This is a genomic window from Marinibium conchae, from assembly GCF_015595035.1.
Classification (GTDB): domain Bacteria; phylum Pseudomonadota; class Gammaproteobacteria; order Enterobacterales; family Alteromonadaceae; genus Glaciecola.
The window spans coordinates 93106-112917 of sequence record NZ_JADNRN010000005.1 but is presented as its reverse complement, the minus strand read 5'-3'; the positions used below and the strand labels follow the sequence as shown (position 1 = coordinate 112917).

Annotated in this window: 23 protein-coding genes; 16 read left to right on the top strand and 7 right to left on the bottom strand. The window is 43.1% G+C overall.

The features are described 5' to 3' along the window. Window positions 1-47: 47 nt before the first annotated feature. Window positions 48-908 carry a dihydrodipicolinate synthase family protein gene (locus ISG33_RS16830; protein ID WP_195734812.1) on the bottom strand — a complete coding sequence of 287 codons (861 nt, stop codon included), beginning with the start codon at window positions 906-908 and terminating at the stop codon, window positions 48-50. A gap of 44 nt (window positions 909-952) precedes the next feature. Next, a complete protein-coding gene (locus tag ISG33_RS16825) occupies window positions 953-1390 on the bottom strand; it encodes a hypothetical protein (RefSeq protein WP_195734811.1) in 438 nt (145 codons plus the stop codon). A gap of 164 nt (window positions 1391-1554) precedes the next feature. Between ISG33_RS16825 and ISG33_RS16820 the strand changes: the two genes are divergently transcribed. The 16 genes from ISG33_RS16820 to ISG33_RS16745 all read left to right on the top strand — a co-directional run bounded on the left by ISG33_RS16820 (window position 1555) and on the right by ISG33_RS16745 (window position 15669). Next, window positions 1555-1971: a hypothetical protein gene (locus tag ISG33_RS16820; protein ID WP_195734810.1), complete on the top strand. Its 417-nt coding sequence runs from the start codon at window positions 1555-1557 to the stop codon at window positions 1969-1971. Between the two features lie 113 nt (window positions 1972-2084). Continuing rightward, a complete protein-coding gene (gene recJ / locus ISG33_RS16815) occupies window positions 2085-3812 on the top strand; it encodes a single-stranded-DNA-specific exonuclease RecJ (protein ID WP_195734809.1) in 1728 nt (575 codons plus the stop codon). Beyond that, window positions 3812-4093 (top strand): hypothetical protein, encoded by a 282-nt coding sequence (locus tag ISG33_RS16810; RefSeq protein ID WP_195734808.1) that lies wholly within the window; start codon window positions 3812-3814, stop codon window positions 4091-4093. The genes recJ and ISG33_RS16810 overlap by 1 nt, the downstream gene beginning before the upstream one ends. Window position 4094: 1 nt before the next feature. Beyond that, window positions 4095-4826, top strand: a complete 732-nt coding sequence (gene recO, locus ISG33_RS16805) for a DNA repair protein RecO (RefSeq protein ID WP_195734807.1) — start codon at window positions 4095-4097, stop codon at window positions 4824-4826. A 33-nt stretch (window positions 4827-4859) separates the two neighbouring features. Beyond that, entirely contained in the window at window positions 4860-5600 is a 741-nt protein-coding gene (gene pdxJ / locus ISG33_RS16800) for a pyridoxine 5'-phosphate synthase (protein WP_195734806.1), read from the top strand. A gap of 60 nt (window positions 5601-5660) precedes the next feature. Beyond that, entirely contained in the window at window positions 5661-6107 is a 447-nt protein-coding gene (gene acpS / locus ISG33_RS16795; RefSeq protein ID WP_195734805.1) for a holo-ACP synthase, read from the top strand. A 5-nt stretch (window positions 6108-6112) separates the two neighbouring features. Next, window positions 6113-7582 carry a 23S rRNA (uracil(1939)-C(5))-methyltransferase RlmD gene (gene rlmD / locus ISG33_RS16790; protein ID WP_195734804.1) on the top strand — a complete coding sequence of 490 codons (1470 nt, stop codon included), beginning with the start codon at window positions 6113-6115 and terminating at the stop codon, window positions 7580-7582. Between the two features lie 108 nt (window positions 7583-7690). Further along, window positions 7691-9838, top strand: coding sequence for a GTP diphosphokinase (gene relA / locus ISG33_RS16785; protein ID WP_195734803.1), 2148 nt, complete (start codon window positions 7691-7693; stop codon window positions 9836-9838). Between the two features lie 5 nt (window positions 9839-9843). Continuing rightward, the gene (locus ISG33_RS16780; RefSeq protein WP_195734802.1) at window positions 9844-10257 is read left to right on the top strand and encodes a MazG nucleotide pyrophosphohydrolase domain-containing protein; all 414 of its coding nucleotides are present in this window, start codon (window positions 9844-9846) and stop codon (window positions 10255-10257) included. Window positions 10258-10515: 258 nt separating this feature from the next. Further along, the gene (gene rplM, locus ISG33_RS16775; RefSeq protein WP_195734801.1) at window positions 10516-10944 is read left to right on the top strand and encodes a 50S ribosomal protein L13; all 429 of its coding nucleotides are present in this window, start codon (window positions 10516-10518) and stop codon (window positions 10942-10944) included. Between the two features lie 12 nt (window positions 10945-10956). Next, complete coding sequence (gene rpsI, locus ISG33_RS16770; protein WP_195734800.1) at window positions 10957-11349, top strand: 30S ribosomal protein S9; 393 nt, start codon at window positions 10957-10959, stop codon at window positions 11347-11349. Between the two features lie 336 nt (window positions 11350-11685). Beyond that, window positions 11686-12318 (top strand): ubiquinol-cytochrome c reductase iron-sulfur subunit, encoded by a 633-nt coding sequence (gene petA / locus ISG33_RS16765; protein ID WP_195734842.1) that lies wholly within the window; start codon window positions 11686-11688, stop codon window positions 12316-12318. After that, the gene (locus tag ISG33_RS16760; RefSeq protein ID WP_195734799.1) at window positions 12318-13583 is read left to right on the top strand and encodes a cytochrome b; all 1266 of its coding nucleotides are present in this window, start codon (window positions 12318-12320) and stop codon (window positions 13581-13583) included. The genes petA and ISG33_RS16760 overlap by 1 nt, the downstream gene beginning before the upstream one ends. Next, window positions 13580-14314: a cytochrome c1 gene (locus ISG33_RS16755; RefSeq protein ID WP_195734798.1), complete on the top strand. Its 735-nt coding sequence runs from the start codon at window positions 13580-13582 to the stop codon at window positions 14312-14314. Before ISG33_RS16760 ends, ISG33_RS16755 begins: the two co-directional genes overlap by 4 nt. 102 nt (window positions 14315-14416) lie before the next feature. Further along, window positions 14417-15049, top strand: coding sequence for a stringent starvation protein SspA (gene sspA, locus ISG33_RS16750; protein WP_195734797.1), 633 nt, complete (start codon window positions 14417-14419; stop codon window positions 15047-15049). Between the two features lie 95 nt (window positions 15050-15144). Continuing rightward, a complete protein-coding gene (locus ISG33_RS16745) occupies window positions 15145-15669 on the top strand; it encodes a ClpXP protease specificity-enhancing factor (protein ID WP_195734796.1) in 525 nt (174 codons plus the stop codon). A 69-nt stretch (window positions 15670-15738) separates the two neighbouring features. Here ISG33_RS16745 and ISG33_RS16740 read toward each other — a convergent pair whose 3' ends face one another. The 5 genes from ISG33_RS16740 to ISG33_RS16720 form a co-directional block, all read right to left on the bottom strand. After that, window positions 15739-15891, bottom strand: coding sequence for a hypothetical protein (locus ISG33_RS16740; protein WP_195734795.1), 153 nt, complete (start codon window positions 15889-15891; stop codon window positions 15739-15741). 191 nt (window positions 15892-16082) lie between these two features. Beyond that, complete coding sequence (locus ISG33_RS16735; protein ID WP_195734794.1) at window positions 16083-16673, bottom strand: BON domain-containing protein; 591 nt, start codon at window positions 16671-16673, stop codon at window positions 16083-16085. A 12-nt stretch (window positions 16674-16685) separates the two neighbouring features. Then, entirely contained in the window at window positions 16686-17279 is a 594-nt protein-coding gene (locus ISG33_RS16730; RefSeq protein WP_195734793.1) for a phosphoheptose isomerase, read from the bottom strand. Window positions 17280-17336: 57 nt separating this feature from the next. Beyond that, window positions 17337-17693: a YraN family protein gene (locus ISG33_RS16725; protein WP_195734792.1), complete on the bottom strand. Its 357-nt coding sequence runs from the start codon at window positions 17691-17693 to the stop codon at window positions 17337-17339. After that, window positions 17693-19732 carry a penicillin-binding protein activator gene (locus tag ISG33_RS16720; RefSeq protein ID WP_229333665.1) on the bottom strand — a complete coding sequence of 680 codons (2040 nt, stop codon included), beginning with the start codon at window positions 19730-19732 and terminating at the stop codon, window positions 17693-17695. The genes ISG33_RS16725 and ISG33_RS16720 overlap by 1 nt, the downstream gene beginning before the upstream one ends. Window positions 19733-19812: the final 80 nt, after the last annotated feature.

Sequence of the window (19812 nt, the reverse complement as noted above, 5' to 3'; positions counted from 1 at the left end):
TCGGGCATAAGACGCGATAGTGATAGCTTTATAAGCTCCAAATGGGCTTAGTGCCCAGATATCGCTTCAGTGATGAGTTCCTTCGCTTTTTCGATAATGGGTAAGTCCAATGGTGAAGGAAGCTCGCATTGCCAACCTCTGATATTTGCAAACACGTGCATAGCCCTGTACCCAGTGTATTGCTTCATTAACGCGTAAATGGGTTGATTGGCCTGATTTAAGGCTCTCGCTTTCGTGATATCACCATCTTTAATGGCCTTTACTACCGGAACTAATAATTCGGGTAGTGTGCCTGCTAATGTTGAATACCAAGCGCTGGCTCCGCCAATCATTGCCTCACAGCAGTTGGCGTCTACAGCATAACCTGCCTGCCAGTCAAGCAATGCTAATGCTTTGTGTTGCTCGGTATTGTTTTCTTTGGCAAACATTTTTGTTGCCTTGATGTTTGGATGCTTTGCCAATATTGCTAATATATCGTGCGTGAGTTTTTGCCCAGTGGTTATCGGATTATCATAAACACATACAGGAAGTTCGCTAGCATCAGCAATACGCAAAAAATAATGGCTAAGCTCATTGTTCGTCAGAGGGACATAGGCGAAGGCATTAGCAATTACCGCAGAGGCACCATTTTGTTGAGCTATCTTGCATGTAGCAAGTGCTTCCTTCGTGCTAGTAGCACTAACTCCTGCAATCCATGGTGTTTTAGCTTCGCTCCAGCACTCGAACACCGTTGCTCGCTGACTTGCTGTTAAATAAGCAAAGCTTCCAGTGCTGCCGAGAACACCAATGGAGTCCAGCCCTGATGAGTCAATACATGCTCTTATTTTTTTGAGTGCATCGAGGTTTAATTCATTGCCGAGCAGAGGTGTTATTGGGAAGCCGCTTAGGCCAGTAAATATATCTGCCATGGCACTTGGTTTCCTATATTTAAATATTAAGTATTAGCGACAGTCTAAAAGTCCATCTCTAAATGCCACATTGCGCCGGCCTTTCTCGTCTTTTCAAGCACTTCACGATACTCTTGAAGTTCATCAAGTAGCGCTTGTGATGAAAATGCGGGCTGTTCACTGTTAAGTTTAGTTCTTAATGAATCCAACCAATCAAGCCCTTGTTGTGGATCAAACCACACTTGTTCGTCCTCTGGAGCGTCGGCAATGTTTTGGTCGCTTTGAGCGTATTGATCATCTTCATCGCCCTCGTGTTCGCTATCCCCGAGATCCTCATCCAAAAAGTCCGAAAAATCTTGGTATAGAAAGAAATCAACGGTGCGAAGCCCATGTGAAGCGCAGAACTGATTGAGTTGCCCTGCATACTTAGCAATGTTTTTTCCAGACACATAGGTGTCGTATTCTATGTCATCATTAATGATTATAAAGTATGCAGTGCTCATGGCGTAATCTCTTGCGTTGTGAGTAGTAACAATAACACTAGCGTAGGTAACAATAAAAACATCTTTTTATTTAATTGGCTCAGGTTTAGATGAACAAATTCGGCACTAGTGCTAATATTATCGGCGTGTGTAATAAACAAACATATATTCAATAAGGATTTTAAATGAAAGGCGCAGGTGGTAGTTCAGGTGGTATCGGTCACTTTTTTATTGGTTTAATAATGATGAGCGGCGGCTTCTATATGTTGTTCAATGCTATAACGGTCAGCTCTAACTTCGGCCTTGGATCTCGTATGTTTGGCTTTTCGGGCTTTGGCACCAGCATCGGTATAACAGGCGGCATGATAATGATCCCCTTTATTTTTGGCGTGGGCATCATTTTTTATAACAGCAAAAACCTATTGGGCTGGCTACTGTCGATAGGCTCACTCACTGCGCTAATCTTCGGGGTTATTTCGTCCGTCCGCTTTAATTTGAGAACAATGACTTCTTTTGAGCTCATCGTAATCTTAATACTGGCTATTGGTGGTTTAGGCTTATTTTTGCGTTCGCTTAAAAAATTAGACGCCAAGGTAAGTTAAGTTTCGATAAGTGCTCTTTGACACAGATAGGCAAGTCAGTAAAGCCTATTCGCGAGAGCGCTAAATATGCTAATATTTGCTGTCGTATGAAAACATAAGAAAGAGTCCAAATCTTGCAGATTCAACATCGACAGCCTATTTTGTCTCACGTCATTGATAACTCTCTTCCTCCGTTGCTTGATAGGCTATATAGAAATCGCGGTATTACCGATGTCGCTCAAATTCAAACGCAATTAAAAGAGCTACATCACTACAATACTATGAAAGGTATTGATTTAGCTGTGAAAGTTGTTGCCGACGCAATGGAAATCAATAAACGCATTTGTATTATCGGTGATTTTGATGCCGACGGGGCAACCAGCACAGCCTTATGCATTTTAGCTATGCGAGACTTTGGTTTTAGCAATATCAGCTATCTAGTACCAAACCGCTTCGATTTCGGTTATGGCTTAAGCCCCGAGATTGTCGATGTCGCGAAGCAAGAAAAGGCAGAGTTGCTAATTACAGTCGATAACGGAATTTCTTGTATTGCCGGGGTTGAACACGCGAAATCTCTTGGCATGCAGGTGGTGGTCACAGATCATCACTTGCCAGGCGCCACCTTGCCCCAAGCCGATGCAATAGTAAATCCGAATCAAGCAGACTGTGCTTTTCTGTCGAAAAACTTAGCCGGTGTAGGCGTTGCTTTTTATCTTATGCTAGCTCTTAAAACGGAGCTTGAAAAACGGCACTGGTTTGCTTCTAAGGAGCTAGCAAAACCGAACCTAGCAAAGTATTTGGATATTGTGGCCCTTGGCACAGTCGCTGATGTTGTACCCCTTGATAATAATAATCGAGTGTTGGTGCACCAAGGTCTACAACGAATTCGCAGTGGCGTTGCAAGGCCTGGTATTAAGGCAATTTTAGATGTTGCTTCAAGGCCTTGCCATAAACTCTCATCAACTGACCTTGGATTTGTAATAGGGCCTCGATTAAACGCCGCGGGCCGCTTGGATGATATGGCTTTAGGAATAGAATGCTTATTGTGTGAAGACCCACAGCAAGCGCGCCAAATGGCGGCAAGGCTCGACGCGTTAAATCTAGAACGCAGGGAAATAGAAAGTTCAATGCAAGAAGAAGCGATAAAAGCGCTCGACTCGGTAGCGTTCTCGAAAGGCGATATTCCATCCGGCGTCGTACTTTATAAAGACGACTATCATCAGGGTGTTATAGGTATCTTGGCCGGAAGAATAAAAGAAAAATATTTCCGCCCAACGATTGTTTTTGCGGAGCAAGACGACAACAGCGTGAAGGGCTCTGCGCGATCGATTCCCGGCGTCCACATTCGCGATATTTTGGAATATATTAGTAGTCAACATCCTGGGTTGATTGCCAAATTTGGTGGCCATGCGATGGCAGCAGGTTTAAGTTTAGAGAAAAACAAACTAGCGACTTTTAAAAAAGCCTTTGAAGAAGCTGTTTTGGAGGCAACCAAGGGGCTGGGAAGTGAGCCCATCTTATTATCTGATGGCAGTCTGCCAAGCCACGAAATCAATGTCGAAAACGCCAGCTTACTTAAACTCGCTGTACCGTGGGGGCAAACGTTTGAAGAACCTCTATTTGATGGTGTTTTTATGCTCAAGACTCAACGCATCGTAGGTAAAAAACACTTAAAGATGATCGTTGCTCAAGGTGGGGTTGAGTTCGACGCGATCGCATTTAATATTGATACTCAGCAGTGGCCTAATAAGCAAATAAGAGAAGTGGAATTAGCTTATAAGCTCGACATTAATGAATTTCGAGGGCAAATCAGTGTACAATTACTGGTTCAAGATTTAACACCATACAATACGGGCACATAATGGCAAGAAAAACAGCTTTGCAAAAACTACTGGAAACCCATCCTAACTTGGTTCATACCGAGCTATGCAAAGTAACGTCTCATGTTCAGCGTGAAGAAGATGGCTGGTTCATTAATACATTGCTGATTGAAGGTACCGATGTGCCCTTTATTTTTAAACGCAAGAAAAAATACAAGAACTTAGAGTCGGGCGTAGTCAATCTTACTTATTATCCTGAGATGAAAGAAATCGCTGGCATGGAGTTTGAAACAATGAAAGTGGTTAGAATTAAAGCGAGTTAAGGTGAACAAAGAAACCTATGATGGTTACGTGTTACACCGACGTCCTTATAGAGAGACGAGCTTACTGGTCGATTTTTTTACCGAACAAAATGGCAGAGTGAGCGCTGTAGCAAAAGGGGCCCGAGGCGGAAAGTCCGACAGAAAGAGTCTCTTACAACCTATGCAGAACCTCAATTTTGAACTGAGTGGGCGTTCTGCACTGCGTAATCTTGGCAGAGTAGAGAGCAATGCACGACCGAAAGCACTTGCACAACAGGCCTTATTTTGCGCTTTTTATCTTAACGAAGTACTTAATAGAGCCTTGCCAGAAGCTGAGCCTTTCAAACGATTGTATGCGCAATACGAATTGTCTTTGGATAATTTGCAGTCGCAATCAACTACGGCGGCCTTATTTCAACTAGAGCCTATATTGCGAAACTTTGAATTCGTGCTGCTTGAAGAGTTAGGTTATGCCCCTGACTTCCTATACGATACTCAAAATGAATCTGAGATTAAGCCTGAAAAAAGCTACACCTTGCTAAATGAAATCGGTTTTTGCGAGGCAAGTCCTCAGCAAGCGCATGCCATCCGTGGCAAAGACATTCTTAACATTCATAGCCAAGACTGGGATAGCGATGCTTTGAAAGCTGCCAAGAAGATAAGTCGTATTGCATTGCGTCCAATTCTGGGAGAAAAACCCATTAAGAGTCGTGAACTATTTATGGCGAAGCCAACTATTCAACATCAAACTTAGTTTAATAGCTTATTGATATATTTGGAGAAATACATGCAGGATATTTTACTTGGTGTGAACATAGATCACATTGCAACACTCCGGAATGCTCGGGGTACTGATTATCCAAACCCGGTTCATGCCGCAGACCTAGCGGAAAGAGCGGGAGCAGATGGCATAACAGTGCATTTACGTGAAGATCGTAGGCATATCAAAGACAAAGATGTATTTCTTTTAAAAGAAACAATTAATACTCGTATGAATCTGGAAATGGCCGTTACCGAGGAAATGCTCAATATTGCAGCCAAGGTCTCGCCTGAGTTTTGTTGTTTGGTTCCTGAAAAACGCGAAGAACTTACCACCGAAGGTGGGCTTGACGTGGCAGGTAACATCGACAAAATGGTCGATGCCTGTGCTCGTTTAGCGGAACAAAACACATTGGCATCGCTATTCATCGACGCAGACAAAAAGCAAATAGACGCGGCTGCTGAAGCCAAAGCCCCATATATTGAGATTCACACCGGGCAGTATGCTGAGGCGAAAAACGAAGCAGAAGCTTCTATTGAATTAGCAAAGCTAGTTGAGGGTATTCAATATGCTCATAGTTTGGGAATCAAGGTAAATGCAGGGCATGGCTTGCATTATCACAACGTCAAGCCCATCGCCGCGATAGCTGAGTTAATCGAATTAAACATAGGCCATGCAATTATTGCCCGCGCCGCCTTCGACGGTTTAGAAAAAGCTGTCAGAGACATGCGAGCATTGATGCAAGAAGCGAGAAATGCTAACTATTAGCTAGCCTCACACGTTTGAAGTGATGTCGAGTGAGCAAACACCATTTACACAGGAAAGCAGATGTCAATTATTGGAGTTGGTACCGATATTGTAGAAATTGCACGTTTACAGGCAAGTGTGGATCGTTCTGATTCAATGGCCCAGCGCATTCTTACTCCGAAAGAATACGAGGATTATCTTGCACTCAATGAATTAGCGAGAATACGTCCTCGTCAACAAGTTGAGGTAGGCAGCGACAACAGCAATGTGGAAATTAGTGCGCAAGCTCGCTTTCTCGCTAAGCGTTTTGCTGCCAAAGAAGCTGCAGTGAAAGCAATCGGTAACGGTATCGGAAATGGTGTAAGTTGGCAGCAAATTGAAGTGTCACACCACCAAACAGGGCAACCCTATTTGATTGTAAGTGGTCACTTACAAAGTCTGTTTGATGATAAAGGTGTGGTGAACTCTCACATTTCAATTTCCGATGAAAAGCACTACGCAGTAGCCACTGTGATCCTTGAGAGTTAGCAATCATGGCTCAGTTCTTTTCCGCAAAGCGCAGTAGAAATAAAGCAGTAAATGATAAACTGCCGAAAATTGAAGTATCGGTAGATACTATCGACCACCACGGCAATGGTATTTATTTGTCACATAAACCGATAATCGTAATTGCCGGTGGCTTGTTAGGAGAGCGCTATTTAGTTCAGGTAAAATCACAAAAGTCTGGAGTGTGGCACGCGGATGTAGTTACGGTCTTTCATGAAAATGCCGAGCTTCGGGCATTACCCTTTTGCAAATACTTTAAAGAATGCGGTGGCTGTTCTCATCAGCACATCAGGCCTCAAGCTTTTTTGCAAGCTAAGCAGAGTAGTTTACGTAGCTACATTTATAAGCATGTCGCCCAGCACCGTCTAAACAAATGCGTTTGGGAAGACCCTTTGAATAGTCTTGTCGACGGGCAAAGTTCTGAGCTAACAGGCGAAAAACCGATTGAATATAGAAGGCGGGCGCGCTTAGCTATCGATGCCCGAAATAAATCAAATCCTAAAATCGGTTTCCGAAAGTCAAAATCAAATAAAGTCGTCGATGTAGATTCGTGTCCTGTGTTCTCGAGCGGTTTGCAAAAAGTTCAATCTGCTATTATTTCGCTATTAAAACAGTTACCCGACTTGTCACATATAGGCCACATTATTCTCACCGAGGGTGTATACGCAGTACAAGTTAGTCTACATCTCACAAAAGCGCTGAGTCGAAGCTCAGTTGGAGAACTCCGCAAGTTTCAAAGTAGCTTTACTAACGATGCTCTTGAAATTGTTTACCAGGTAAAAAATGGGGCAATAGTAGAAGTCAGTTCCGCTGAATTGCCAGATGTAGAGGAACAAAATACCAGCGCTGCACTGGAGGTATCTGACTTAACCAGTTATCGCACGTGGGTGAAGCCAACACAATTTATCCAGGTTAACAAAGTCGTTAATCAAAAGATGCTCAGTAAAGTCAGCGAATGGTTAGCGCTTGATGGAAGCGAACATGTCATCGATTTGTTTTCGGGGGTTGGTAACTTCGGCCTAGCACTCGCTCCAATGGCAAAACGGGTGGTTGGCTATGAGGGAATTGCCAGCATGGTGCAACAAGCGCGCATGAATGCACAGCGCAGTGGCATAGATAATATTGAGTTTGAACATGTAGACCTCACCCAAGCCAATATTATTGAGCAAGTTAGCATTACGGAAAATTCGATATTAGTTATCGACCCCTCGCGAGAAGGGGCATTGGCCGTGGCAACGCAATTATCCGATCGCGAGAATGTCAAACAGAAAGGAGCGCAAAATAAGCATCACATTTTGCCAAAGAAAATCGTGTACGTTTCTTGCAATCCTACTAGCTTTATTCGTGATTTAAATGCGATGCCCGCAGCTTATGCAGTGACTAAGTTGTGCGCCTTAGACATGTTTCCCTATACAAAGCATCTTGAGTTAATGGCTTTGTTAGAGATTCAGCCCTAATACCTAAAAGGCTAGTTTTTTTAAAAAAACTAGCATTAACAATGATTTACAAAGTTGTGAGTTTTTGTGACTGTTAATTCAATATACCTATAAACGGAATAAGAAAGTATGGTTTCTATTCGAAGTGTTCATCAAGATACGCGCCCAGATTTCAATTCATGGCTGCGCGATCTTCAAGTGTCAGATACGACAAAAAGTAAACTAGAATCTATTTCCGATCGACCAGAGGATTTGCTTATTGGCCAAGAAATGGTCGAAATACTCCATGAACTTCACATGGATGATGAAACGCTTCAAGCCGCACTCGTTTTTCCTTTTTGTCAGCATCACAAGCTAAGCCAAGACGAGGTGTGTGAGCGATTTGGCGATGAGATCGCCGCACTTATTGGTGGCGTGCGTCGAATGGATGCGATTAAAACACTCCAGTCAAGAAATCGCCAAGATGAAAGTCACGTAGATGGACTACGTAAAATGCTCTTGAGTATGGTTGAGGATGTCCGCGCCGTCGTCATAAAAATGGCTGAAAGAATCTGTGCATTGCACGCCGTTAAAGCTGAAGACGAAGAAACACGCGTAATTGTCGCGCATGAATGCGCCAGTATCTACGCTCCCTTAGCGAACCGCTTAGGTATCGGGCAACTAAAATGGGAGCTCGAAGACCTTTCGTTTCGTTACTTGCACCCGAACACCTATAAGCGTATCGCAAGTATGCTAGATGAGAAACGAAGTGATCGTGAACAATATATTATTGATATTGTCGCGAATATTCAGGCGCTACTCGACAAAGAGGATATCAAAGCTGAGGTTATTGGCCGCCCAAAACACATCTTTAGTATTTGGAAAAAAATGCAAAAAAAGCAACTGTCTTTTGAGGAGCTTTTTGACATACGTGCACTACGTATAGTTGCCGATCGCCTGCAAGACTGTTATGCAGCTCTAGGCGTAGTACATACTAACTGGAAGCATATTCCAAAAGAGTTTGATGACTACATAGCTACACCGAAGCAAAATGGCTATCAAAGCATACATACTGTTATTGTCGGCCCACGTGGTAAATCAATCGAAATACAAATTCGCACCCATCAGATGCATCAAGATGCTGAGTTGGGTGTTGCCGCGCATTGGAAATACAAAGAGGGTACGACTGGCAAAACTGCAGGCTCAGAAGAACGCTTGAATTGGTTGCGTAAAATACTGCAATGGCAAGAGGAAATGGCTGAGTCCGGTAATTTGGTAGAAGAGCTAAGAAGCCAAGTTTTCGATGATAGGGTTTATGTTTTTACGCCAAAGGGAGACGTAATCGATCTTCCCTTGGGATCAACACCGCTGGATTTTGCCTATTATGTGCATAGTAATGTGGGTCATCGCTGTAATGGCGCGAAAGTAAATAAACGTATCGTTCCTTTCACTTACAAGCTACAAAGCGGCGACCAAGTAGAGGTGCTCACAGGGAAACAAGCATCTCCAAGTCGTGATTGGATGCATCCCGGTCTGGGTTATGTGCATTCAGCGCGGGCGCGAGCCACTATTCATTCGTTTTTTAAAAAGCAAGACAAAGGGAAAAATGCCGACGCGGGCCGAGAATTACTTGAGAGAGAGTTAGCTAAAGTTGATTTACCAATCAAAGTAGCTCACGACGCGATGTCGAAATTTAATGCCAATACTATTGACGACCTGTTTGCGGCTGTTGGCGTCGGCGATTTGAGAGTAATGAGTGTGGTTCATTATCTTGTGCAATTGCATACACCGCCTGAGCCCGAGCCTGAAGTCGTGCCGATTAAGCAGCGTAAAGCATCGCGTAAAAACAGTGGTCAACCTATTATTGCTGAGGGAGTTGGAAATCTGCTCAGCCAAATTGCTAAATGCTGTCAGCCCGTCGCCGGCGAGGCCATACTTGGTTACATCACTCAAGGAAAAGGCGTGAGCGTACATAAAGAGTCGTGTGCTCAGTTAGCTAATCTATTGGAACAACATCCTGAGCGTCAGATTGATGTGAGCTGGTCTATACAGCATCAAACGAGTTTTCAAACAGAAATAACCGTTTATTGCTCAGATCGCAGCGGGATCTTGCGCGATATTACAACCGTTCTGTCAAACTTAAAGGTTGGCCTACTTGGCGTGAACAGCATCAGCAATAAAGCTCAGAATTCGGCAACGATCAAATTGACCCTTGAAGTGCAAGATGCAGAAGACATTGTAAAAGTTTCGGATAAACTCAAGCAGTTGCCCGACGTCGTAGATGTCAATAGAGCGTGATTTAATTGAAGACTGTCAAAGCCAACAAGGGCGCTTATTCAAACTTAATTGAGGCTTTATCGATTCAGCGAGCCTGCGCTGAAGATGGTTTTGACTGGGATGAGGTCTTGCCTGTGTTCGCCAAGATAGAAGAGGAGCTTCTTGAAGTAAGGGAGGAATACGGTAAAGATATTGTCGACAAATCCGCCATTAAAGAAGAGCTGGGTGATTTGTTGTTTGCCGTTGTGAACCTATGCCGGCATCTCGATGTGAATCCCGATGAGGCAATGGCTTTGGCTAACCTGAAATTTCAAGGGCGCTATTCCGAGCTTCAATCGTTGGCAGAAAAGCAAGGAAAAGTACTTGTTAATTTGAACATGGAAGAAAAAGAAGCGCTTTGGCAACGAGTCAAGCAACTTGAATTAAAAAGTGAACGATGACTTAGCGATGTGATTCGACGCTTGGCTCAAAAATTCAGTAATACTTGCTTCTAACCGAGTTCAAATCTAGAAAACTTCCAGAAAATACTTCGCTTTTTGTCTAAAGTCTGTATAATTCGCGACCTGCCCAGTTGCACCCACCTTTGGGAAGGTGGAAGATTGACCAGCTCGAAGGGGCTAACAGGTTGATATATTTACACTTTAAGTAGGAAAGCTGCTTTTTGTGAACTTAACTGATAATTTCGGGTGACGAATATAATGAAAACTTTTGTTGCAAAGCCAGAAAGCGTAGAACGCGACTGGTATGTGGTAGACGCCGCAGACAAAACTTTAGGTCGTTTAGCGACTGAAATCGCGCTAAGATTGCGCGGTAAGCATAAGCCAGAATACACGCCTCACGTCGATACTGGTGACTACATCGTAGTTATTAATGCTGAAAAAATAACAGTAACTGGAAACAAAGCGAAGAACAAAATGTACTACGCTCACTCTGGTTATCCAGGTGGTCTTAAAGACACTACTTTTGAAAAGCTTATCGCTAAAAAGCCAGAAATGGTTATCGAGAAGGCCGTGAAAGGTATGTTACCAAAAGGTCCATTAGGCCGTGCTATGTTCCGCAAAATGAAAGTTTTTGCTGGCCCAGAGCACACGCATTCAGCACAACAGCCACAAGTATTGGACATTTAAGGAGCGAGCAAAATGGCAGATACACAATATTACGGCACAGGCCGTCGCAAAAGCTCAACAGCTCGTGTGTTCTTACGTCCAGGTACAGGTACAATTACTGTTAACAAACGTCCACTCGACGTATTCTTTGGTCGTGAAACAGCACGTATGATTGTTAAGCAACCATTAGAGTTAGTTGAACTAACTGAGAAATTCGACTTATACATCACTGTTTCTGGCGGTGGTATCAGCGGTCAAGCTGGCGCGATTCGCCACGGTATCACTCGTGCGCTTATGGAGTATGATGAAGCACTTCGTCCTGCACTTCGTAAAGCCGGTTTTGTTACTCGCGATGCACGTAAAGTTGAGCGTAAGAAAGTGGGTCTACACAAAGCACGTAAGCGTCCACAGTTCTCAAAACGTTAATTCGTTTCGAGTTTACGAACTCTTTCAAAAAACCCAGCATTTGCTGGGTTTTTTATTGGGCGGAAAAAACCTTCTGAATAACAGAAATTGGTCGATAAAAGACTTCAAGGTGAAAAAAATAGCAAGATGTAGAGATTTCTTGACTTATAACTACAAAAACAATCAATTTTTATCACTAAATCCTTGTGTTTGTTAAGGGTTTTCTTTTAACATACGCTGTTAATATTAATAGAGTAATTTTGATCATAGCTAACGGCTTAAAACGAAGTTTTGTAACTTTTTACTGAGCTGAGATTTATGATTAAAACCTATCTTTCCAACCCCGGAGAAAAGTTGATGAGCGATGTATCAGTAGATACCAATAAGTCAACAGCAGACAATAACCAACCTCAAAGCAGCGATCGTCGCAAGTTTTTGACCGTTGGTACCTGTGTTGTTGGTGCCGTTGGTGCTGTAGGTGCTGCAGTTCCTTTTGTTGGCTCTTGGCAGCCAAGCGCAAAAGCCAAAGCGGCTGGCGCTGATGTCGAAGTTGATATCAGTGGTATACAGCCTGGCCAAATGATTCGAGTAAAATGGCGCAGTAAACCAGTATGGATAGTGCGCCGCACTCCAGAGTTGCTAGCGTCATTGAGTGCTCACGAAGACCAACTTCGAGATCCAGATTCTGAAGTTGAGCAGCAGCCTGCATTTGCTCAAAACAAACATCGTTCACTAAAAGAAGAGTACCTTGTGTTGGTCGGCATTTGTACTCACCTTGGATGTTCACCACAACACCTTATCGATGGTAACTTTGCCCAGTATGCAGAGGGCGTCGCGGAAGGCTTCTTCTGCCCATGTCATGGTTCAAAATTCGATATGGCGGGTAGAGTGTTCGCTGGCGTGCCAGCGCCTTCGAATTTGGTTGTTCCTCCTTATCAATACGTTGATGACAATACCATCATCATCGGCTCAGAAGCGGAGGTTTCGTAATGAACGCTTTAATGAACTGGATTGAGCAGAGAATACCTATGATGCGTGTAGCTAACATGCATGCTATTCAGTATCCTGCTCCTAAAAATATGAACTTTTGGTACGTTTTTGGCTTTTTAGCTACAATCGTACTCGTTAATCAGATAGTAACCGGCATCTGGTTGACGATGAGCTTTGAACCATCTGCAGAGCGCGCATTCGCCTCTGTTGAATATATTATGCGTGAGGTAGATTACGGCTACATCATTAGATATATGCACAGCACAGGTGCATCTGCCTTTTTCATCGTAGTATATATGCATATGTTCCGAGGTATGATGTATGGTTCTTATCAAAAACCACGCGAGTTGTTGTGGGTCTTTGGTATGTTAATTTACTTGGCGCTCATGGCGGAAGCCTTTATGGGTTATGTATTACCATGGGGACAAATGTCCTATTGGGGAGCACAAGTTATTGTTTCTCTGTTTGGTGCGATCCCAGTGATTGGCCCCGACCTAGTGATATGGATACAGGGCGACTATGTTATATCTGGCGCAACGCTTAACCGTTTCTTTGCTCTGCACGTAATTGCTCTACCTTTAGTCATCGTAATTTTGGTGTTTCTGCATATTATTGCATTACATGAGGTGGGTTCCAACAACCCCGATGGCGTGAATATCAAGCACAAGAAAGGCTCGTTGCCAGAAGATCAAAAAACGTCATATAAGATTCATGAGTATTACACTGATAAGTACGATATCGTAGACGATGTAGTACCGTTCTTCCCTCACATCGTGCTAAAAGATTTGGTCGCATTTAGTGTTTTCTTATTCGGTTTTTGCTATGTCATGTTCTTTATGCCTGAAATGGGTGGTTACTTCCTCGAACGTCCGAATTTTGAAATCGCAAACCCTTATAAAACACCTGAGCATATCTTCCCTGTTTGGTATTTCACGCCCTTCTATGCAATTTTGAAGGCTGTACCTGACAAACTATTTGGTGTACTCACTATGTTTGCGGCAATCGCAGTGCTCTTTGCGCTACCATGGGTCGATCGTGGTAAAGTTCGCTCTTGGCGCTACAGATGTGGCTTGCATAAAGTGAACTTACTCGTGTTTGCTGTTGTGTTTATCTTCTTAGGCTATTTAGGTGGCACGCCACAAGAAAATTGGAAGATTGTTGCTTCACAAATTGCAACTATCATGTATTTCGGCTTCTTTGTTTTGCTCTGGATTTATTCAGGAAAAGAGAAGACTAAGCCAGTACCTGAGAGGATCACACTATGAAGAAGTGGTTAGCGATATTACTACTTGTACCTACATTTGCTTTCGCTGCCGGGTCAAAATACCCGTTGGATAAAGCTGAGATCAATCTGAATGATCAAGCTTCGCTGCAGCGCGGTGCGCAAACCTTTATGAACTATTGTCTGGGTTGCCATCAAATGCAGTATCAACGCTATCAGCGTACATTCGAAGATATTGGTGTTCCCTTAGATATTGGTGCTCAGTACCTTCAGTTTACTGGCGAAAAAGTAAGTGATTACATTACAACGCCTATGCCACAAGAATCAGCGGCGACTTGGTTTGGTGCTCCACCACCCGATCTAACTCTGGTTAACAGGGTAAGAGGTGCTGATTGGATCTATACCTATTTACGTACATTCTATGTAGATGAAAGCCGCCCATTTGGGGTTAACAACCTAACTTTTGAAAATGTTGGGATGCCACATGTTTTGCAAGGTTTGCAGGGCACAACACGCAAAGCTACTGAAATGCGTATGATTGACGGTGAGCAAAAAGAAGTAAATATTGGTTTGCGTTCTGATGGTGACGGAAAATTAACACCCGAAGAATACGACCAAACCATACTCGACCTGGTAAATTTCTTAGCCTACACTGGCGAGCCAGCTAGATTGCAAGCAGAAAAAATTGGTAAAGGCGTATTAATCTTTATATTAATATTCTTCGTGTTTGCCTATTTACTGAAGAAAGATTATTGGAAAGACGTTAAGAAATAAGCGTTTACCGTGATTTGTAAATAAAAGGGGCAGTGCGCCCCTTTTAGTGTTTTTAATTGTTATATTTTGTAATTCTCTCGGATAGAGAATTCGGAGGTTTTAATGGCTGTAGCCACAAACAAGCGTTCTATCATGACGATGTTTTCTGACAATATCGATATATATAGTCACCAAGTACGCATCGTACTTGCAGAAAAAGGAGTGGGCGTAGAAATTAGCTTTATCGACCCAACTCAATTAAGCGAAGATCTGCTTGAATTGAACCCCTATGGTACAGTGCCAACCTTAGTTGATCGCGAACTTGTATTGTATAAATCTCACATCATCATGGAATACCTAGATGAGCGTTTCCCTCATCCACCATTAATGCCAGTGTATCCAGTGTCTCGTGGAGAGAGCCGATTAATGATGCACCGTATAGAGCATGATTGGTATGCTTTGGCTGCGAAAATTTTCCGTAATGAACCTGGTGCAGATGAAGCCCGTCATGAACTACGAGAATCACTACTTGCTCTAGGCCCAATTTTTGCCGAGAAGCCGTACTTTATGAGCGATGAGTTTAGCCTTGTTGACTGCTATTTAGCACCTTTACTATGGCGTTTACCAGCTTTGAACATCACCTTGAGTGGTGCTGGTAGTAAAGATGTAGTCGCCTACATGAATCGGATATTCGATCGGGCGTCTTTTAAAGCCTCTCTAACCGATCAAGAACGTGAGATACATAACCCGCTTTAAGCAACAATTGTTTAATGAAAAAAGCGCGAAAGCGCTTTTTTCATTTTGTTCAATCATATTGTAATACGTTTGATTAAGCATATAAGAGACTACCAATGGAAAACATGACGCCGAATCAACCCTACCTGTTAAAAGCCTTTTATGATTGGATTGTCGATAATGGACTTACACCATATATTGTTGTTGACGCATTTATTACTGGTGTTGAGGTTCCTCAACAATTTGTGAAGGATGGCCAGATTGTATTGAATGTATCTCCCAGCGCATGTGTCAATTTCAGCATAGAATTAGATGCAATATCATTCCAAGCTAGGTTTTCTGGGCAACCAATGTTGGTATATGTTCCTTGTATCGCTGTGTCAGCGATATATGCTCGTGAAAACGGTGCAGGTACTGTTTTTACCAGAAGTGATGAGGAATTGCAGGCATTCGAGGCACAGTTTACTGGAAGCAGTCCTGAGAGTGATATATCGGCATCTCAAAAGAATAAACTTGCATCTGTGGCTGATGGCACGCCTGCTAGCGATGCAGCTAAAGACAAAAGCAAGATAAGCGCTGATACTGATAATGCAGCAAAGAAGAACAAGGCGACGCGCCCGAGCCTCAAGGTAGTAAAGTAACTCAGGGTTTAACAAAATCTGGAAAAGTCAGTACTCCTGTGAGCACAGGAGTACAACGCCTCTATCAATTTAGAATAATTCAGTATCCGCAGGCGGAGTCGGTTGTTGCGGAAGTTCAATAACAAGCTTGGGTTGAGTGTCTACTACACAGCCTCCTGCAACTACACCCCCGACAACTTCGCTCAATTCTCTTATGTTTAACGCTTCAGTATCTAATATCATTATATCTTCCTTTTTAATTCACCTGCTTCATTGCAGAAAACAAGGATATAAGCTTGCCGGAAGGAATATAACTGTACGCTGTGTGTGTATGTTAAAAAGGGGGAGCTACCACTCTTACACGAAGTAGGCAGCGGCCAATGCTTATTTGCAGCTAGCCGCTGTTCAAACTGGGAATGATAATAGCAATGACCTTAGTTTTCGTTTACTAGTTCCATCACTCTAATAACTTTGGTGACGCCTTCCACATTGCGTGCAGCTTCTACGGCTGCTGCAGCTTCGGTTTTTGTTAATAAGCCCATGATGAAAACTTCGCTGTCTTCTACCACAATATCCAGCTTGAATAGTGGCACATCGTTATCTGCTATCATTATCGTTTTAATCTTTGATGATAACCAAACGTCGTTCATGGTGGAGGAGGCCGGGATCGGTGCAGCTAGCCTTATCTGATTGTGAACCTTGACCACATTAGGAATTGACTTGCTAGCGCTTTCAACGGCAGTGATCATTGCTTGCGTAGGCGCTTGCCCTGTAAGCAGCACCTGACCATTATAAACATCAACGCTAACGGCCGCGTCGTCCTTTATTCCGGCAATATCGTTTATTGCACTCCTAACACGGCTTTGTGTCGTTTTGTCGTCAATTTGTGTCCCTACAGTTCGCCTATCATTCGCTGATACTGTTGCGGCGGTTCCTACTGTGCCAACAGCAACTAAAGTGCAGCCCGACTGCAAAATCAGTGTTGCGAGTATGCTTAGGCCAAGAATTCTTCCTTTTCTTAACATGTTCAAAATCTCTTATTCAGTATTACTGACTGGGAATAGCGCGTTATCGATCGCTTCACATAAGTTGTGAATAACGAGTAAATGTACTTCTTGAATACGTGCCGTTCGGGAGGAAGGCACGCGTATTTCAACGTCGTTTTCACCAAAGAAGCCTGCCATTTCACCACCATCTTTTCCAGTGAGAGCAACGATTGTCATATCGCGCGCTAGAGCAGCCTCCATTGCGTTTATTACATTGCGACTATTACCGCTAGTAGAAATAGCTAAAAGGATGTCTCCAGGCTGGCCTAGGGCTTTTATTTGCTTGGAGAAAATTTCGTCATAACTATAGTCATTCGCTATTGAAGTGATTGTTGATGTATCGGTAGTGAGTGCCATGGCAGGAAGAGAGGGGCGGTCACGTTCGTATCGATTTAGTAATTCGGACGAGAAATGCTGTGCGTCACCAGCCGAACCACCATTGCCACAACTTAAAATCTTGTTTCCACGAATGAGGGCTTGTACCATCATATTAGCTGCTTTTTCAATATGAACAGGGAGCTCTTCCGCCGCTGCTATTTTGGTCTGAATACTTTCTGTGAAGTTCTTTTTAATGTTTTCAAGCATGAATAGCCCTTATTGGCCCAAGCACGGGCGATTAATATTTCTTGATTTCAGCGTGCACTACACGTTCTTTATCCAGTTTACCTTTTCTGCATCTATCGCGACAACATCTATTCTAAAACTTGTATGAAAAGCATTGAGTTTATTTTTTAATAAATAATAGTAAATGGCCTTTTCGAGCTTATTTCGCTTACTTTTTGTGAACTGTTCTGCAGCGCTGCCATGACTTGCGTTCTTTCGAAATTTCACTTCCACAAAAACAAGTTGCTCTTGGTCTCTCATAATGAGGTCTATTTCTGAGACTTTTGATTTGAAATTTTGTTCAATAAAGACCAATGAATGTTGTTCTAAGTAGCTTTTTGCTTTTTGTTCTGCAGTGTAGCCTCTGTTACTAGCCAAGTACTGATTTGAAAGCATCAGTTTGCCTTAGTTGCTTCAATGATGCTGCTCTCGGATATCGTTGCGTTTGGTAACTGCCTCTCAACTTGAAAATCCGCATTGACGGTTAATGTCCCAGACATACCATCTAGTGCTGTGTGACTAAAAAATGCCAATTGTTGTATTTGCGAAGAAAACTGAAAGGCGTCAAAACCAAACGCGAATAGACGCAGGAAACTACTAGGGGGTTCATTCCAAAGCTTATCAATATCAGTCGCTAACTGGCTTTCTCTTTGAGTAGGCATCAAGAAGGGCATATCCACAAATACGACGTTTCTTAAGTCACGAATAGTATTTTTATTTAATTTATGCTGATAACTGTATGAACTTGCAAAAACCGGAATAGTTCGCTCGCTAAATAAACTGATACTTGACTCAATAATTGGATTGAGTAACTCCAGCTCTTGCGGCCTTGCAAACACAACAAAAGCGTCAACATCCCTACGATTTCTTGTCACGCTGTGAACCACGTCACTTGAAAGATTGGATATTTGACGTATGCGACGCTGGCTTTGTAGGACATCGAGTGCAGCCGTAATTCCAACACGTAAGCTTTTGTTATCAGTAAAATTAACTAACTTAGGGCGTTCAATGTTTCGCTCGGCGTTCAATGCTAGCCATTGTTCGTTAAAACTATCTACCATGCGTTGGCTTAATGCACTTTGATTACTTATTAATATTGGGGTGCTTACACCGCGTTCCATCATTAAGTTGGCGAGTTGTTTGGCTTCATCTTCGGGAGCAAGGGCGAAAAAGACCTCAGCCTTTGTCGGTGCAGTTGATGTTAGCGCAGTTGATGTTAGTTCAGTTGATGTTAGTTCAGTTGATGTTAGTGCAGTCGATGTTGGCGCAGTTGAATCTAGCGTGGGAGTGTCACTTTGTGATTCGCTTACTTGAAAGGACGGTGTTTCAAGTCTATTCAGGTAAACAATCATCGATTCTGGTAGTTCGAATGTGTTGACGGCCGCGACATGTTCACGAAGGAGGGGGCCAACAATAATGTCGTATTCCGAAAGCTTGTCTTGCGTGATGTCATCACTAGCGAAAGTGTTAGCGTCGGAACCCGTATCAATGAAGTCGATGCTCGGTAGTAGAGCACTTGGATTAGAGCGTTGAATCTCCTGAAGCTGAGAAAAGAAAGACGCCATAATGCCTTCCTTTATTGCCCTTCCTTGAGCTTCCACTCGTCCAGAAAGGGGCAGCAAAACGGCGATTTTCTCTAAGGCTTGTATATTTTGGTTCAAATAATTTGCGACACCTTGGGGTAATTCCAAGGCCAAGGGATGCTCAGCGTTTTGACTCAGCCAAAAGCGTAATGACTGTTGTCTGTCAGCATCACTTAAGTTGACGTCCTCTATGATTTGAGACAGTGCACGGTAGCCGCTTAACACCGTGTTGCTGTCACCTAAGCTTTGCTGCGTACTTTTACTTGCCTTTAAATACCAGCGCCAGAGATTTTGATGAACTTGGGTGTTCAGTGGTGAATCGGCTTCGAGCTGACCAGCCATTACTGTAGATGCTAAATCCCAACGCTCATGCAGTGCAGCTAAGTGGGCAATGAGTACTTCTTTTCTATTGGTAAAACGAGAGTCAGAAATCTTGCCGAGCCAAGTTATCATGGTGTCGATTGAGGGTTGGATGAGCTTGTCGTCGGCACCCGATGAATAGTGTAATAAAATAGCGCATTCGGCTTTTATCAGCGTGGCATATTGGGCTTGAAAGGGGAGCTCTAAAAAGGGTTCAATATTTGCAATAATGATATTGCTTCGAGCGCATTCATTTACCGACTGATAATCTTGAGCCGCTTGCAATAGCAAAGCATTACGTTGTTGAATGTTGCCATTTGCCTGCCACTCTAGCTCTGCTCGCTGTATAGCAGCTTCAGCATTATTTAAGATGAGCTCAGGTGTTTGCTCAACCTCAACAGGCTTGGTATTAACTGCAATCGGTTTCTGTTGATTGGCACAGCCAGAAACCACTAGAATGCTCATGCAAATGATATAAAAACGTAGGCTCACAAATACTCTCTTCTTGTCATTGTATTGTTAGTTTACTAGAGCGTGAATAAATATCTATCTACTTTCACATATTCTATTCT